This is a genomic window from Aquamicrobium sp., from assembly GCF_023954335.1.
Taxonomy (GTDB): domain Bacteria; phylum Pseudomonadota; class Alphaproteobacteria; order Rhizobiales; family Rhizobiaceae; genus Aerobium.
The window spans coordinates 28,622-43,939 of sequence record NZ_JAMLIE010000003.1; the positions used below are offsets into that span (position 1 = coordinate 28,622).

Here is a 15,318-nt window from a genome sequence, read left to right on the forward strand (position 1 = left end):
CCTTGTATTCTCACAAAACCTTCTCGAGGAAGGATTTCAGCCTTGGGTCCCTCGGCGCGTGAAAGAGAGTCTTCGGCGGCCCGCTTTCCACGATCACGCCCTTGTCGGTGAAGAACACATGGCCCGCGACTTCCTCTGCGAACCGCATTTCGTGGGTCACCAGGATGCAGGTCATGCCGTCTTTCGCGAGCTGCTTGATGACGGCGAGAACCTCGCTGACCATCTCGGGGTCGAGCGCCGCGGTCACCTCGTCGAACAGGATGATCCGCGGCTGCATCGCAAGCGCCCGGGCGATCGCGACGCGCTGCTGCTGGCCGCCGGACAGCTGGCCCGGAAACGCGTCGGCCTTGTGCGCAAGCTGGACCTTTTCGAGGATCGCGCGCGACCGCTCGCGCACCTCGTCCCTGTCCTGGCGCAGCACCTTGATCGGCGCCATGGACACGTTGTCCAGCACGTTTTTGTGCGGAAACAGGTTGTATTGCTGGAACACCATCGAAACCTGCTGCCGGAGGGCGATCAGGTCCTTCTCGCGCGACAGCCTGTCGACCTGGAAATCGCCGACGCGGATGCTGCCGCTGTTGATCGGCACGAGCGCGTTGATGCAGCGCAGCAGCGTCGATTTGCCGGAGCCCGACGGCCCGATGATGCAGACGGCCTCGCCCTCGTTGACGGACAGGCTGGCTCCCTTGAGCACTTCGACGGTCCCGAAGCTCTTGTGGACGTTTTCCATCTGCACCAAGGGCTTCGTATTTGGCGGAGTCATGCGGATACGCTCCTGAGACGACGTTCAAACCAGCGTGTCGCCATGGCGATCGGGAACGCGAACGCGAAGAACACGAAGAGAATGAACAGGTAGATCGCCGTGGCGTACCGATCGGCGCCGCTCGCGATCAGCACCCTGGCGATGGAAATGATATCGTCGGTGCCGGTGACGACGATGAGGCTCGTTCCGATGAACAGGGCCGCATAGACGGTCATGATGCTCGGGATCATCAGCGGAAGCGCCTGGGGAAGTATGACCTCGCGCAGGATCTGGCTGCGGCTGTAGCCGAGCGAGCGGGACGCCTCCCATTGCCCCTCGGGGATCGATTCCACGCCGCCCCTGAAGACCTCGGCCACGTTGGCGGTGATCGGAAGCGACAGGCCGATGATCGCCTTCACCATGGGCGACAGCGTGAACAGCCGTCCGAACAGGCTCACCTCATAGGGAATGAGATAGAGCATGGCGTAAAGGATCACGAGCCATGGCGAATTCCGCAGGAAGTTCATCACGAAACTGAATGCGAGCCGGACGATCCTGCTCTTCGCGATCAATCCCGCGCCAAGGATGGTTCCGGCCACGAGCGAGATCGCCATCGCGACGAGGCTGACGAGGACATTCGCGGAAAACCCCCCGCCTATGGAGCGGAACCCGGTCGCGCCCGTCAGCAGCATCGACGACATCGACGCGAGGGCGGATAGCGCCGGGCCGGTCTCTTCCACGTAGATGAGGAAAAGGATCAGGAAAAGCGTCGCGGTCACGCCGGCCATGCCGAAGACGAACGACCTGATTTCCGGTGTCGCGTCGTTCATTGGCCGTATCCCGGCATCCTGGTCGCCTTCGCTATCCAGCCGATGACGACCACCGATGCGGTCACGATGATGACGTATATGACCAGCACGGTCATCATGACCTCCATGCTTCGGAAGGTCTCGCTGATGATCTGGGTGGCCGAGTACATGAGGTCGGCGACCGCCACGAGCGCGGCCTGGGACGACGTCTTGATCAGCGTCACCACATTGTTGGTCATGAGAGGGATCGTGAGCCGCATGCCGATGGGCAACTCGACCAGGGTGAAGATCTGAAAACGGCTGTAGCCCAGCGCATGCGCCGCCTCGATCGTCTCTTTCGGAACGGCGAGAAGGCCAGAACGGATGATCTCGACGGCGATCGCGCCATTGTAGAGGCCCAGCATGATGACGCCGCAGGTGAAGCCGGAAAACAGAGGTATGTTGCGTCCGGTTTCGGGGTCGATGAAGTGAAGCCCCATCTCCGAAAGCATGAAGTAGAGGAAGAAGAGCTGCACGAGAGACGGCGTGTTGCGGTAGAGCTCGACCAGGATGGTGACGACGGGCGCCATCACCGGCGTCCTGAAGTGGACGCACGCCGCTCCCAGCACACCGATGACGAGCATCAGGACGAGGCCGAAGAGGCTGAGCAGAAGCGTGTTTGAGATGCCCGTCAGCAACCAACCCTGATAGACAGGGTTGGTCAGCCACGTGAAGTCGAGGTTCACCGCCGCGTTCCTTCGGAATCGCGCTATCGGGCCGCTTTCGCCTTGGCCTGCTGATCTTCCAGGAACTGCGACTTGCCCATGTTGAAGCGCTCGGCCGCCGATGTGAGGACGCCTTCCGCGGCCGCGTGCTCGATGGCCCGGTTGGCCGCGTCGCGCAGCGCGGTCTCGCCCTTGCGCACGCCGATCGCGATCGGAATGAAGCTGTCCGCCGGGATGGTGATCTCGTACTTGCCCTGCCATGCCGGCTCGGCGACCTTCTGCTGCAGGATGGGCTCGTCGAAGCCGACCCCCTCGCAGCGATTGTCCTCGAACGCCTTGAACAGCTCGGCGGTACCCTGGAACAGAACCAGCTCGGCGCCGTACTTCTCGGTCAGGACGCGATTGAACGAGTTTCCGAGCATGCCGCAAAGCTTCACGCCCCTTATCGCGTCCCAGCTTGTCAGCTTCGAGTCGACGGGGGCGACAACGGAGCCCTCTCCCAGCATGTAGTAGTCGTCGCCGTAATCCAGCACCTTGGCGCGCTCCTCGGTCCGTCCCAGCGTCGCGACGATAATGTCGATGCGACCCTGATTCAGAAGCTCCATGCGGTTCGAGGCCACCACCGGGACATATTCGATCTTGTCCTCCGAGCCCGCGATTTCGGTGCCGATATACCTGGCGAGCTCGATCTCGAATCCCTGCAGTTTGCCGTCGGAATCCAGGAATCCGAAAGGCTTGTAGTCGTTCTTGATGCCGATGATGATTTTCCCGCGATCTTTTATTTTATCAAGTTGATCCGCGAGCGTGCTGTGCGTGGACGATGCAAAAAGAATTGCGGAAATTGTTGCGGTTATTGCCGGCTTTAGTTTAATTCTCATTGGTATCTCCCACTTTAAGAATCATTATTTTGAGTTGTGATTTCATCTGAATTTGCAATATAATGCAAATTAAACCTATTATGAGTTAAATAAGCAAATCTTATGGGAAAGCCATGAAAGTTCGGCAATTGGAAGCGTTCCAGGCGGTGGTGCTCATGGGAAGCGTCACGGCGGCCGCCAACAGGATGAACGTGTCCCAGCCGGCGGTAAGCCAGTTGCTAGGCCAGCTCGAGCGGGCGTGCCGGTTCAAGCTGTTCGACAGGCGCGGCGGCAAGATCCATCTGACCCGCGAGGCGGAGGTGTTGTACGCCGAGGTCGATCGCATGTTCGTCAACGTCGACCGGATTTCGCGCGTCGCCACCGCAATCCGGGAAAACAGCTGGGGAGCCTTGCGCGTCGCGGCCTTTCCGGCGATCGCCCGATGCCTGATGCCGGAAATCATTCTCGAGTTCCAGAAGGATCACGTCGCGACGCGTTTTCACATCCAGAGCATGAGATCGCGCACCGTGGTCGACGCCGTGGCCGCGCAGCACGTCGATATCGGCGTCAGCTCGATCGCCGGCGACCGGCCGGAGGTGGAGTCGGTCCTCGTGCATACGATGAGGGCCATCTGCCTTCTGCCCTCCGGGCATCGGCTTGCCGCGCGGCCCTACGTTCACGCGCGCGACCTGGAGGGAGAGGCGTTCATCTCGCTGGGCTTACAGGACAGCTCCAAGAGCATCGTCGACCGCGTCTTCGATCAGCTGACCGTGCGCAGGAAGATCCCCATTGAGAGCGGGCAATCCGAGACGATCTACTCCTTCGTCGCCGCCGGCGCGGGGCTTTCCGTCGTCGATCCCTTGTGCGTCTACAATCAGGGCGGCTTGCGTGACCCGCGGATATCGGTGCGGCCGTTCCTGCCCGAGGTCGATTTCGGCGTCTGGATCATCAGGCAGAAGTCGGCGAAGAGCTACGCGCTGCTGGACGCGTTCGAAAAGACGATGCAGGACATGCTCTCCGGGAGCCTGATGGACCTCGACTCCCGTTTGAACGGCTCGGGCGGATAGGCGTGATACCCGCCGCCCGAGAACACCACGACAGTCGGAGGCGGCGAGAAGCCGAGAACACGCTCCTCGGCGTCCGGGTCGTCAATATCGACATGCACGAACAGCGCCGTTGAAACATCGTCCTTGCTCGCCTTCTTGTTCGCGACAGCGGGCCGCAGGTCGTTCACATGGAAATAAAGGTTCGCCTCGCCCTGCCGGGCTTCGATCCAAGCGCGCATCTCGTCGGTTTCGTGCGCAAGGAACGTGCTGGCCTCCAGACGCCCTTTGAGCGGGATGGAAACAAGGTGACGGCGCTGGCCGGGATACATATGTTCGAGGAACTCGACCGCCTCGTCGGTGTTGCCTTCCGCGCCTTGTCGGAGTCGGCTTTGAACCTCCAGCCCTGTCCAATCGCGCGGGCGCACAGAAGCAGCGAGCCTAGTTCAACCTCGAATAGCTGTGCGGCTTCCGCCGTTTTGCCAAACTTTGCGTAGAGTTCATCGCGTGTCGCCAATGCCCTAACCCGCGATTGGTTGTGGTGCTGCCGGACCTAGCTCGGCAATAAACTGGCTCGCATGAAGGGATGCGAGGCCATACTGCACCTGCGCTGGTGCGATGCCAGCCCCAAGGGCGGATGCCATCGGCATGGTCTGTGAGTAGGTCAGAATCAGCGTGCCCGGCTTGCCAGCATCTGGCGATGCTTTCACTCGCGTGATGCCGACATAGAACAGCCGCCGTTGCTCTTCCATTTCTAGGGCTTGCTGCGCAGGGGGGAGGGTGTTGTCAGGCTGCTTTGGGAGCAGGCCTTGAATGCAGCCCGCAATGATTGTGACAGGAGCACTGAGTCCCTTGCTCTTGTGAAGGCTCATGATCCTCACGTCTTGAATTTCCGAAGGGATATCAGGCTGGTTTATCGCCTCTTGAAGTCGCGACAGGAACTCGCTTTTGATGTCCTCGCCGTGAATGCCTTCTTCCATGTCCATTTGGGCAAGAATGTCGAGCGACAGTTGCCGGATATCGCGTGTTGCAATCTGCCCGGCCGGAAATAGCTCATCCACGATAGACGCTAGGTCGGGAAGTGCCTCCAAGGCATCAAGCTCAGCCACGAGGTCGTTGAAGGCAACGACGATCCCGCCAGTATGAGGCAAGGAGAGGTTTCCGACTGCGATCTGCTCTAGCGCCTGCCACGGCGTCAGACCGGAAGCCTCGCAATGGTCGCGCACACGACGGTAGCCTGCTGCGTGCCAATTATTGCCATCAATGCCGACCAGCCATCGCAGAGCGACACGGTCGTCTCTGTCGATAAGGAGTTTCAGCTTCGCGAACGCGCGGCGGGCTTCCAATGCGTCCAGTTCCGCTTCCGCATAGTAGGACCGCACTGGAATCTGTCGGGCGACAAGCGCCTCATAGATCGGCGTTCCGATCACGCCACGCTGCGCAAGCACCAATATGTCGCCGGGTGGCGTGCCGTTCGCAACCAACGCCGCGATGATGTTCGCAACACCGTTCACCTCATTTGCGAGCGACTGATATTGAATAATCCGCACATCGCCTGGCCCATTGGCGGGCAGCGGGACAAGCGCGCGAGGGACTGGTCTGATTTGGTTGTGGCCGATTAGGCTATTGGCCATCTGAACGACGCGAGTCGGGCAGCGGCGACAATCATCTAGCCCAAGATCATCCGCGCCAGCATTTGCAACAAGCCATTCGCGAATCCCGTCCGGATGAGCGTGCTTGAAGCTATAGATCGACTGGTCATCGTCACCGACAATGCAGACGTGTGCGTGATTGGAAAGAAGCTCGATGACCGATTGTTCCGCCCGGTTGAGGTCCTGATATTCGTCAACCAGAATGTGCTGGAACTCGCTGCGCTCCTGCGCTGCCGGGTTGTTTCGGAGATATTGGTATAGCTGAGGAATCACCTCGCCGATTAGCATAGCGCGGTGGAAGCGGAGCCAATTTAGTAGGTCCTGTTGAAACGCCGCGTCTGCGGGATCGACGACATATCCCGGCCGTTCATGTTGCAGTCGAGCCCAAGCCGCTTCGTACGCTTGCTTAAACTTCTTTACAGCCTTCTTTCCTCCATATGCGCCCATCAAGTCGCAAATGAGCGGCTCCAGTTCAAAATCGTTAAGCGGTCTTGGCACTCGGCCGGTTGCGTCAAGCACATGATTTCGCATCAGCATACGCATGGCGAGGCTGTGGAGCGTAACGCCCGTCAATCCGTCGCTACCTACCACGTCCATGCTGACTAGCTCACGATGGAGGTCTTCTGCGGCGACACGAGTAAACGTGACCGGCAGGATCGACGCTGGCGCGATTCCTTGTTCCAAGAGTCGTGCCACCCGCCGTTTCATCGCGAACGATTTCCCCGTGCCGGGACCTGCCACGACGCGCACGCGAAGATTCGTTGACGACGCAATCTGGTAAGCAGGACTTCCTACCGCTAACCCATCAGACCAAGGCATTTTACCCCCCCAAGAATTTTCATGTCCCCTATTAGCAGCGTGAGCTATTCCGTCGAAGAGTCGACGCCGTGTGCAGCGTAAACCTGCGCGAGATACTTTTGGAATTTTTCGCCGCTCATTCCGATTTTCTTACGGATTGGGGCCAATTCAGCGTAAAGATCGCGATCGATCGCTTCAAAAATATCACCGTCATTGTGCAGTTCAGCTATCATCTTGTCGCGGCCGGTGCGATTGCTGAACTCGACTGCCCTTTCCCTAAAATAGTGATGGCCCAAGAAATCCCTGCGCTTTTTGGCATCCCCGAGCCTTTCTTTTAGGCCATCACTAAGCTCGGGCAATGCCGAAACGCGCTTAATCAGATTACCTAGTGTCTGCGCGTGTTGGTTCTCCATAAAGCGATCGAATTCAGCTTCGTATTGTGTCCGATCAAAGGACTTCCCCCGATCAGCTAAATATTGATCGCGGACTCGGCCAAGGAAATTGATTTGCATGAGCGCAATCGCTAGTCCCGTTTCCAACACGCCCGCTTCGTAATATGCGCGGCCAAAATAGGCGAAGACCTCCTTGACATGCTCCCCCTCGTCATAGGTCATTGGCGTCCGATCCTTGCAATGTCGCAGCTCAACGAATGGCAGCTGTTCCACTATAGACGCCTGAAAGCCGCTTGTCTGGAAGCGACCTCCAAACGCGGCCACAAATGCGCGTCGGGTTACCACGCGGTCACCGCCTCCACATTCCGCTGCAGTTCACGCCAGTTCATCTGAGTATCGCACAGTTCAAAATCTCCTCCCCTGCTAAACACCGGAAGACCGCGCCCTCTTGCGCACTGGAATGGAATCTGCGATATTCTGTTCGAATACATTGACAATGTAATTTATTGCTTGCCAAGGTTGGGGTCGAGGGTTCGAATCCCTTCGCCCGCTCCAGTTTCTCAACCAGTCCAAAGCCGCGGAACACCGCGGCTTTTGTCGTTTCAGGGCGGTTGAAATCGCAAGGCGCGGAAGCGGCCGAAAGGGTCGCGGTTACACGCGGGTTACCACTTTTCGGATTCGACGCAGCGTGAAATCGAGGCGTCGCTGGGGTGCGCGGCGATGGAGCGGAGTTCATGCAATACAAACCTAAACCGTCACAGCCCGGCCATGAACGCTTCAATTGAGCCCGAAGCAGACATTGAAATGAACGGACCGCAGATGACTCATTGATAGCTACTCGCTGCATGCCTAATGATAGCGGCGGGAGGGGCGACAAGTGAGAATCAAAACCATTGAGATTGGCAATTTCAAAGCCATCGACGCGACGAAGGTCGATCTAGTAGACTTCAATGTGATTGTTGGGGCGAATGGCTCTGGCAAAAGCTCCGTACTGCAAGCCATGCACTGGATGTTTCAGTCGGGGCGCAACCGTGGAGTTGAGGCCCGCTCAAAGCCGTCCGATGGTGTCACGCTTTCCGAAAAAAATGCCACATACATGCCATCCCCGGACTATCGAAACGCCGGTCATTCGTCAGAATATGGTAACAAGACGGGCACCCCTCAGCTTGATATGAGCGTAGTGGCTGTCATGGAAGATGGCTCTGAGGTGACAGCGGAGCTTTGGATCAAGTCAGCTCGCAACGAGGGTATCCTAGTTCATATTCCCAGCGGCAATGCGTTCATCACTAAGCTTCGAGACTCATCGAGAGAGTTTAGCGCGTACATTCCCGGTTTAGCCGGCATTCCTCTCAGCGAGGAGAAGCGAAGTCGAGCAATCGTTCACCGCTTGGCCGCAGCTGGCGACGCCAATACAGTCTTACGCAACGTCCTCCACCTCCTAAAAGGCACTGAAATCGACGGCAAGAATGGCCTCAAGCTGCTTGAAGAGTACGTGTCGCAGGTAATGGAGAAAATCTCGCTCAACGTGGAGTTCACCGACGAACGGGACTCCACGATTTCAGCCCGCTTTACGACGGCTGATATGCAATTGTCAGAGAAGAAATGGAAGCCACTCGAACTCGCTGGTGTTGGCTTCCTGCAGGTCATTCAGATATTTGCCTACCTCCTTTATTTTCGGCCCGCCTTGTTGCTGGTTGATGAACCTGACGCCCATCTACATCCCACAGCGCAAGAGCGGTTGGTGCCGGTATTGGTGGCGGCGTCTCAGAGAACGGATACACAAGTTGTTCTGACAACCCATAGCCCATCCGTGGTTCGTGCCCTTCCAAGTGGTGCGCAAGTCATTTGGATGAAGGAAGGGAAGGTTCAGGATGGCGGTGATACCGAAGGCCGGCAGTTAATGGGCTGGGGTCTGTTGGATCGCAAAATCCTCATGCTGACGGAGGATGAAGATGCCGGCATGATAAGAACGCTACTGTCTCAGTGGCCCCACCTTGACCGCGCCGTCGCCGTTTGGCCAGTGCGCGGATCAGGGAAAGTGCCTGAAGCGGAGGTCATCAAAGACTTTATTGAACTCACCGCTGGCAGCCTAAAGGTTGTGATACATCGAGACCGTGATTTTCTGATGCCCGGCGAGTTAGGCGTTCTTGGCGGTCCGTATGCCGACAAAGGTCATGTCGTTTGGTTCACGAAGTGCTCAGACATGGAAGCATACTGGACCAATGAACAGGCGATCGCTTCGCATTTCGGAATCCCCGAAGAAGCTGCCAGCCAATTACTGAATGACGCAGTCGCGGAAGCTTCGGCAAATGATGTCGCGCTAGAAATGCGCCGCCGAAAACGCAACGATGCTGCAAACAAGTTCAATAAAAAAGGCAGTCTACCGCAATTCAGCGACTCAGAGGTTGAAGCGGAGGCCGCTAAGCATGGAAAACAGTACGCAGTTCTCGGAAAAAATCTGCGAAATGCGATCCGCAGCGTAGCGCATAGGGCGGGCCTGAAAGGGGGGCAGAGCTACTCATTAATTGTTCCCGTAGCCTTGTCGGGCCAAATGGCTGACGACTTGCGGGATTTGCTTGAAGGTGTGCTCAACAGCTAGAACTATACACGGTGTCTCGCGCGGGACGCTCTTTGTTGCTAGTGAAAATTAGACAAACGCCCCTATGCCCGATTGGCAGCTAGCGCTTCAACCATAACAACCACCCGCTCAAGATCATCGCTTCGTAATGCAGCTAGAGCAGCCATCGCACGCTGCCGGGCCAAGTCCGCTGGTGCCTCCTTCGGGGCCTGGCCGGTCAAGAGGTCATTAGGTGTAGTAGCCAGAACAGACGCTATCCTCACGAGCGTGGCGAGATCCGGTTCACGCCGGCCACTAACGTAATTTCCGTATCGACGCTCGCTCAGGCCAGCACGCCGGGCAACTTCTGCGTTGGAGAGGCCAAGTTCCCCTGCGCGCTTCCTGAGATTCGCTGCAAATAGCTCCATAAGAACGAATTGTTCATGACATCCCCCACGGGGCTATGTACGTTCTGGCGTCATCTATAACGCCATTTCGTGGGGCATGGGGTGAAGCATCAATACGTCGGGGACATCAACGACTACCGGAAGTATGCGCTGTTGCGGGCGCTGTCTGTGGGCGGCGCGAACCGCATCGGCGTGTGCTGGATGCTGACGCCAGACGATGGTGGCACGGACGGCGGCAAGCTGAGCTACCTGAAGCAGCCTGATCGCTTCCGCCATTTCGACCCCGAGCTGTTCGACACCCTGGCCCACGCTGCTGGCGAGCCGGATCGCCGCCGATTGCAGAGCATCGAAGACAGCGGAGCGATTGCCGGCGCTCTCTATCATAATGAGACGCTGCCGCAGGCGGTGGATGATCGAGCCACCTACATTGCCGAGGGCCGGGCGAAGTTCGCCGATGCCGATCTGGTGTTCTTCGATCCCGACAACGGCATCCAAGCGCCGGCCGTCAAGATGGGCCATAAGGCTGCGCTGAAATACGTGTTTCTGGACGAGGTGGCCGCCTTCTACGGCGACGGCAAGTCGGTGCTGATTTACCAGCACTTCCCCATGATGAAGCCGAAGCAACAGTTCGTGGCCGACACCTTGGCACGGCTGCGGGCGACGATGCCCGACGCGGCCATCTTCACCTTCACAACTTCCTTCGTGGTGTTCTTCCTGCTCGTCCACCCGGAGAGCCCCGCGCGGCTGGCGATTTCGGCGATGGAAGCCTGCGGGCAACTCGATCCGTCCTTCGTGCGCGGTGAGTATCTCGGCCGTGCGTCGCTGCCCGCCGGATGATTGACGCCGATTTTCTCCCATGTTTCGGTTTTCGCTTTTTGTCCAATGGCTTGGGGGATACGATGATTAAAGGAACACTCACCTGCGCAGCGTTGCTGTCGGCGCTGACGCTCGCCGCCTGCACCTCGTCTGACACGATACGCACTTCAGCGAACACAGCGATTGTCCGCACCAGCGCGGCTCCCGTCTGCGGTGGGATGGGCGCTGCACGGGTTGCGCAGCAGCAGGCAGCCATCGAGACGATCAGGGCGGGCTTCGACCGTTACATGATCGTGGACATGGCAAGCGCCAACAATGTGCAGGTCGTGCAGGGGCCGGGAACATATCGCCATTCCGGCACCTACAACCGTGGCTTCTACAGCGGGACGACCACCTACCAGCCCGGCATGCCGATGGTCTACGGCAGGCACGAGCAGGCGTTCGCGATCTACATGTTCCGTAATGGCGAGCCGGGTGCGCATCAGGCCGTTCCGGCACGCGAGGTGCTTGGCGATAAGTGGCAGGAGCTTGTGCAGGCAGGCAGGGTCAACACCTGCATGTGACCAAGCTGAGAACGGCGGTGGAAAACTAGACCACGGTAGCGGCGGGATAGTCCTGCTGCGGGCGGCGTAAAATCCGGCCACCTATTTCCCTTCTGCGCAGCGCAGGGAGGGATGAGGGATCTACACCGTGGAATTATATCTGAAGGTTCGGGTTGCTTGCGACGGGGGCATGAGCCAGCGCGAGGCATCCAGGCATTTCGGCATCTCACGCGACACGGTTCGCAAGATGATGGCTTATTCGGTTCCGCCCGGCTATCGGCGGCAGGCTCCGGTTCGGCGTCCGAAGCTGGACGCGTTCATCGCGATCATCGATCGTTGGCTTGAGGCGGACCGGGCGGTTCCGCGCAAGCAGCGCCATACGGCCAAACGGGTGTTCGATCGGCTGCGTGACGAGCACGGGTTTACCGGCGGCTATACGATCATCAAGGACTACATGCGCGATCGGGCGCGGCGCGGCCAGGAGATGTTCGTGCCGCTGGCGCACCCGGCCGGGCACGCACAGGCCGACTTTGGCGAGGCTATGGTGGTCATCGGCGGCGTGGAGCAGAAGGCGCACTTCTTCGTGCTCGATCTGCCGCATAGCGACGCCTGCTATGTTCGCGCCTATCCTGCGGCTGTGGCCGAGGCCTGGGTGGACGGCCATATCCATGCCTTCGCCTTCTTCGGCGCCGTGCCGCAGTCGATCGTTTACGACAACGACCGTTGCCTGGTGGCGAAGATCCTGCCCGACGGCACGCGCAAGCGGGCGGCGCTGTTCAGCGGCTTCCTGTCCCACTATCTGATCCGGGATCGCTATGGCCGTCCCGGCAAGGGCAATGACAAGGGCAGCGTTGAAGGACTGGTCGGCTATGCCCGGCGCAACTTCATGGTGCCGATCCCGCGCTTTGCATCGTGGGACGAGTTCAATCTGTGGCTTGAGGAGCAGTGCCGTAAGCGCCAGAGCGACCGGCTGCGCGGCGAGAGCGAGACGATCGGCGAACGCTTGCTGCGCGATCTGGCCGCGATGCGGCCGCTGCCGGCATCGCCCTTCGAGGCCTGCGACCAGGCCAGCGGCCGGGTCTCCTCGCAGGCGCTGGTGCGCTACAGGACCAACGACTACTCCGTTCCGGTCGCCTTCGGCTACCAGGACGTTTGGATCCGTGGCTATGTCGACGCGGTGGTGATCGGCTGCGGCGGGGAGATCATTGCCCGCCATCCGCGCAGCTATGAGCGCGAAGAGGTTGTCTTCGATCCGCTGCATTACCTGCCGCTGATCGAGCAGAAGATCAACGCGCTCGACCAGGCGGCCCCCTTGCAGGGCTGGGAACTGCCGGAGGCGTTCACGACACTGCGCCGTCTCATGGAGGCGCGGATGGGCAAACAGGGCCGGCGCGCCTATGTGCAGGTGCTGCGCCTGATGGAAAGCTTCGATCTGGCCGACCTGCACGCAGCCGTGAAGCAGGCACTGCATCTGGGCGCCATCAGCTTCGATGCCGTGAAGCACCTCGTCCTGTGCCGGGCCGAGCGCAGGCCGCCCAGGCTGGACCTCGACATCTATCCCTATCTGCCCAGAGCCACCGTCGAGACGACGTCGGCCAAGGCCTATATGCGCCTGCTGGACCGTGAGGAGGAACCGGCATGAGCAGCGATGCTCCCGAACTCCTGCTCGTTCATCACCTCAAGACCTTGAAGCTGCCGACCTTCCTGCGCGAGCACCAGAAGCTTGCCCGGCAATGCGCGGTCGAGGGCGTGGATCATGTTCGCTATCTTGCCAGGCTGGTCGAGCTGGAACTGATCGACCGGGAGCGCAGGATGGTCGAGCGCCGCATCAAGGCTGCGAAGTTCCCGGCCGCCAAGAGCCTCGACAGCTTCGACTTCGCCGCCATCCCGAAGCTCAACAAGATGCTGGTGCTGGAACTGGCGCGCTGCGAATGGATCGAGCGCCGCGAGAACGTCATCGCGCTCGGGCCCAGCGGCACGGGCAAGACCCATGTTGCGATCGGTCTCGGCCTGGCAGCCTGCCAGAAGGGATTGTCCGTGGGCTTCACCACGGCGGCCGCGCTCGTCAGCGAGATGATGGAGGCCCGCGACGAACGTCGTCTGCTGCGCTTCCAGAAGCAGATGGCCGGCTACAAGCTGCTCATCATCGACGAGTTGGGCTTTGTGCCGCTGTCAAAGACCGGAGCGGAGCTGCTGTTCGAACTGGTCTCCCAGCGTTACGAACGCGGATCGACGCTGATCACCAGCAATCTGCCCTTCGACGAATGGACCGAAACCTTCGGGTCCGAGCGCCTCACAGGCGCGCTCCTTGACCGCCTGACCCACCACGTCAGCATCCTCGAGATGAATGGCGACAGCTATCGCCTCGCGCAAAGCAGGGCCCGAAAAGCCGCCGACACCACCCCATAAGAACGCCGACGCCGCATTCGGGAAACTCTGGTCGGGCTACGCCCTCCCGACGTTCCCCGAATGCGCCGCCAAGTGGCCTACTTTTGCGCCGCCCAATGGCCTGGTTTTGCTCCGCCGTTGACATGTCGGGCAGAGAGCGGGTGCCGGCGCGGCAGCTTCGATCGGCGGCCCGCGCACCAGCGAGGCACCCCTGAAATCGCGCCTGTCAGATTGACTCTGAAGGGCAAGCCTAGTTGATTATGATTTATGAGTCAATAATCAATTTTAGGTTCTGAACATTTTCCGGTGAAATGCACCGGCGCGCGAATTTGTACGACGAATCTCGTTGACAGCGCGAACAAACCCCTCTTATGGTTCTCTTAGAAGAACCACAGTCTCTGGGAGGAATGAATGGGTTTCTTTGGAGGAATGAAGACCGTCGCGGCCTCGCTGTTCGCGCTTGCCCTCGCCGGGCAGGCCGTTCCCGCCTCGGCGGAGGAGCCGCCCTACAAGATCGGCGCCATCCTTTCGATGAGCGGGGCGGCGCCGCATTACGGCACGGTGATGAGCCGCGGCGCGCTGACCGCGATCGACGAGATCAACGCCGACGGCGGCGTCAACGGGCGCAAGCTCGCCCTGGTGATCGAGGATCACAAGAGCGGCGACACCCAGGCGGCCGTCGCCGGCATGAACCGCCTCATCACGGTCGAGGGCACCGAGATGGTGCTGTCGTCCTTCTCCGGCCCGACCGTCGCCATCGCGCCGATCTCGAAGGAGAAGGGCATCCTCGTCCTCAATGGCGGCGGCGTCAGCCCGCGCATGGTCGGCGTTTCCCCGCACATGTTCCACAACCGCTCGCTCGCCGCTGACCTCGGCGTCGCGGCGGTCCACCGCGCCAAGGAGCTCGGCTACAACCGCATCGCGCAGATCGCCGGCAAGTCCGAGTTCGGCGACGCGGTGATCGCCGCCTCCAACGAGGCGGCGAAGCAGCTCGGCATGGAGGTCGTCATCGTCGAGCAGTTCGCGACCGACGCCACCAACATCGACACGCAGGTCGCCAAGCTGCGCGCGGCCAAGCCCGACGTCGTCCTGTCCTGGCCGACGACGCCCCAGTCGGGCCTCGTGGTCAAGCGCGTGCGCGAGCTCGGCATGACCCAGCCCGTCCTCGCGATGGAGTGGACGGCCGAGGACACCAAGGTCGCCGGCAACGACAAGCTCGAGAACCTCGAGATCGTCACCGACTACTTCGCCGTCACCGACGACAACCCGATGGGCAAGCGCTTCTACGACGACTACAAGGCCGCCTATGGCGAGGAGCCGGATTTCTACGCCGCCAACTACTACGAGGCGGTCTATGTCATCGCCGAGCTCTTGCGCCGCACGCAGGCGCGCGGCGCCGACGCGACCAAGGGCGCCGAGCTCACCGCCTCGCTGCTGGAGAATCCCGAATTCGACAGCGTCTACGGCGGCAAGATGCGCTTCAAGGAGAACGGCGTCGCGATGAAGCGCGTCGCCATCCTCAAGGTGCTCGACGAAGGCTTCGAACTGGTGAAGTTCATGCCTGTACGGGAAGAATAACGCCCGTCTTCCAGCGCCTTTCGGAGCAGTTTT

The 15,318-nt window shown here is 59.9% G+C and carries 15 protein-coding genes; 7 read left to right on the forward strand and 8 right to left on the reverse strand.

Going from position 1 to position 15,318, the window contains the following annotated elements; genetic code table 11:
• Positions 1 to 10: 10 nt before the first annotated feature.
• Genes M9945_RS17590 through M9945_RS17605 form a run of 4 tightly spaced genes read right to left on the reverse strand, consistent with a single transcriptional unit; the run spans position 11 to position 3,133 of the window.
• Positions 11 to 763 (reverse strand): amino acid ABC transporter ATP-binding protein, encoded by a 753-nt coding sequence (locus M9945_RS17590; protein ID WP_367945638.1) that lies wholly within the window; start codon positions 761 to 763, stop codon positions 11 to 13.
• Positions 760 to 1,530: an amino acid ABC transporter permease gene (locus M9945_RS17595; protein ID WP_367945639.1), complete on the reverse strand. Its 771-nt coding sequence runs from the start codon at positions 1,528 to 1,530 to the stop codon at positions 760 to 762. Before M9945_RS17595 ends, M9945_RS17590 begins: the two co-directional genes overlap by 4 nt.
• Positions 1,531 to 1,568: 38 nt before the next feature.
• Entirely contained in the window at positions 1,569 to 2,276 is a 708-nt protein-coding gene (locus M9945_RS17600; RefSeq protein WP_367945640.1) for an amino acid ABC transporter permease, read from the reverse strand.
• A 23-nt stretch (positions 2,277 to 2,299) separates the two neighbouring features.
• A complete protein-coding gene (locus M9945_RS17605; RefSeq protein WP_367945641.1) occupies positions 2,300 to 3,133 on the reverse strand; it encodes a transporter substrate-binding domain-containing protein in 834 nt (277 codons plus the stop codon).
• A gap of 113 nt (positions 3,134 to 3,246) precedes the next feature.
• Here M9945_RS17605 and M9945_RS17610 point away from each other — a divergent pair, with 113 nt between their 5' ends.
• Positions 3,247 to 4,179, forward strand: a complete 933-nt coding sequence (locus tag M9945_RS17610; protein WP_367945642.1) for a LysR family transcriptional regulator — start codon at positions 3,247 to 3,249, stop codon at positions 4,177 to 4,179.
• Here the strand turns inward: M9945_RS17610 and M9945_RS17615 are convergent.
• The 3 genes from M9945_RS17615 to M9945_RS17625 all read right to left on the reverse strand — a co-directional run bounded on the left by M9945_RS17615 (position 4,083) and on the right by M9945_RS17625 (position 7,219).
• On the reverse strand, positions 4,083 to 4,583 hold the full coding sequence (locus M9945_RS17615) for a hypothetical protein (RefSeq protein ID WP_367945643.1): 501 nt from the start codon (positions 4,581 to 4,583) through the stop codon (positions 4,083 to 4,085). The two genes, M9945_RS17610 and M9945_RS17615, sit on opposite strands and share 97 nt — an antisense overlap.
• 93 nt (positions 4,584 to 4,676) lie before the next feature.
• Entirely contained in the window at positions 4,677 to 6,626 is a 1,950-nt protein-coding gene (locus tag M9945_RS17620) for an ATP-dependent helicase (protein WP_367945644.1), read from the reverse strand.
• A 44-nt stretch (positions 6,627 to 6,670) separates the two neighbouring features.
• The gene (locus M9945_RS17625; protein ID WP_367945645.1) at positions 6,671 to 7,219 is read right to left on the reverse strand and encodes a hypothetical protein; all 549 of its coding nucleotides are present in this window, start codon (positions 7,217 to 7,219) and stop codon (positions 6,671 to 6,673) included.
• Positions 7,220 to 7,874: 655 nt separating this feature from the next.
• Here M9945_RS17625 and M9945_RS17630 point away from each other — a divergent pair.
• The gene (locus tag M9945_RS17630) at positions 7,875 to 9,596 is read left to right on the forward strand and encodes an ATP-dependent endonuclease (protein ID WP_367945646.1); all 1,722 of its coding nucleotides are present in this window, start codon (positions 7,875 to 7,877) and stop codon (positions 9,594 to 9,596) included.
• A 62-nt stretch (positions 9,597 to 9,658) separates the two neighbouring features.
• Here M9945_RS17630 and M9945_RS17635 read toward each other — a convergent pair whose 3' ends face one another.
• Positions 9,659 to 9,982 carry a helix-turn-helix domain-containing protein gene (locus tag M9945_RS17635; protein WP_367945647.1) on the reverse strand — a complete coding sequence of 108 codons (324 nt, stop codon included), beginning with the start codon at positions 9,980 to 9,982 and terminating at the stop codon, positions 9,659 to 9,661.
• Positions 9,983 to 10,063: 81 nt separating this feature from the next.
• Between M9945_RS17635 and M9945_RS17640 the strand changes: the two genes are divergently transcribed.
• The 5 genes from M9945_RS17640 (at position 10,064) to M9945_RS17660 (ending at position 15,285) form a co-directional block, all read left to right on the forward strand.
• A complete protein-coding gene (locus tag M9945_RS17640) occupies positions 10,064 to 10,798 on the forward strand; it encodes a hypothetical protein (protein ID WP_367945648.1) in 735 nt (244 codons plus the stop codon).
• The gene (locus M9945_RS17645) at positions 10,795 to 11,340 is read left to right on the forward strand and encodes a hypothetical protein (RefSeq protein ID WP_367945649.1); all 546 of its coding nucleotides are present in this window, start codon (positions 10,795 to 10,797) and stop codon (positions 11,338 to 11,340) included. Before M9945_RS17640 ends, M9945_RS17645 begins: the two co-directional genes overlap by 4 nt.
• 127 nt (positions 11,341 to 11,467) lie before the next feature.
• On the forward strand, positions 11,468 to 12,961 hold the full coding sequence (gene istA, locus M9945_RS17650) for an IS21 family transposase (protein WP_367945650.1): 1,494 nt from the start codon (positions 11,468 to 11,470) through the stop codon (positions 12,959 to 12,961).
• Complete coding sequence (gene istB / locus M9945_RS17655; protein WP_367945651.1) at positions 12,958 to 13,728, forward strand: IS21-like element helper ATPase IstB; 771 nt, start codon at positions 12,958 to 12,960, stop codon at positions 13,726 to 13,728. Before istA ends, istB begins: the two co-directional genes overlap by 4 nt.
• A 390-nt stretch (positions 13,729 to 14,118) precedes the next feature.
• Positions 14,119 to 15,285, forward strand: coding sequence for an ABC transporter substrate-binding protein (locus M9945_RS17660; RefSeq protein WP_367945652.1), 1,167 nt, complete (start codon positions 14,119 to 14,121; stop codon positions 15,283 to 15,285).
• Positions 15,286 to 15,318: the final 33 nt, after the last annotated feature.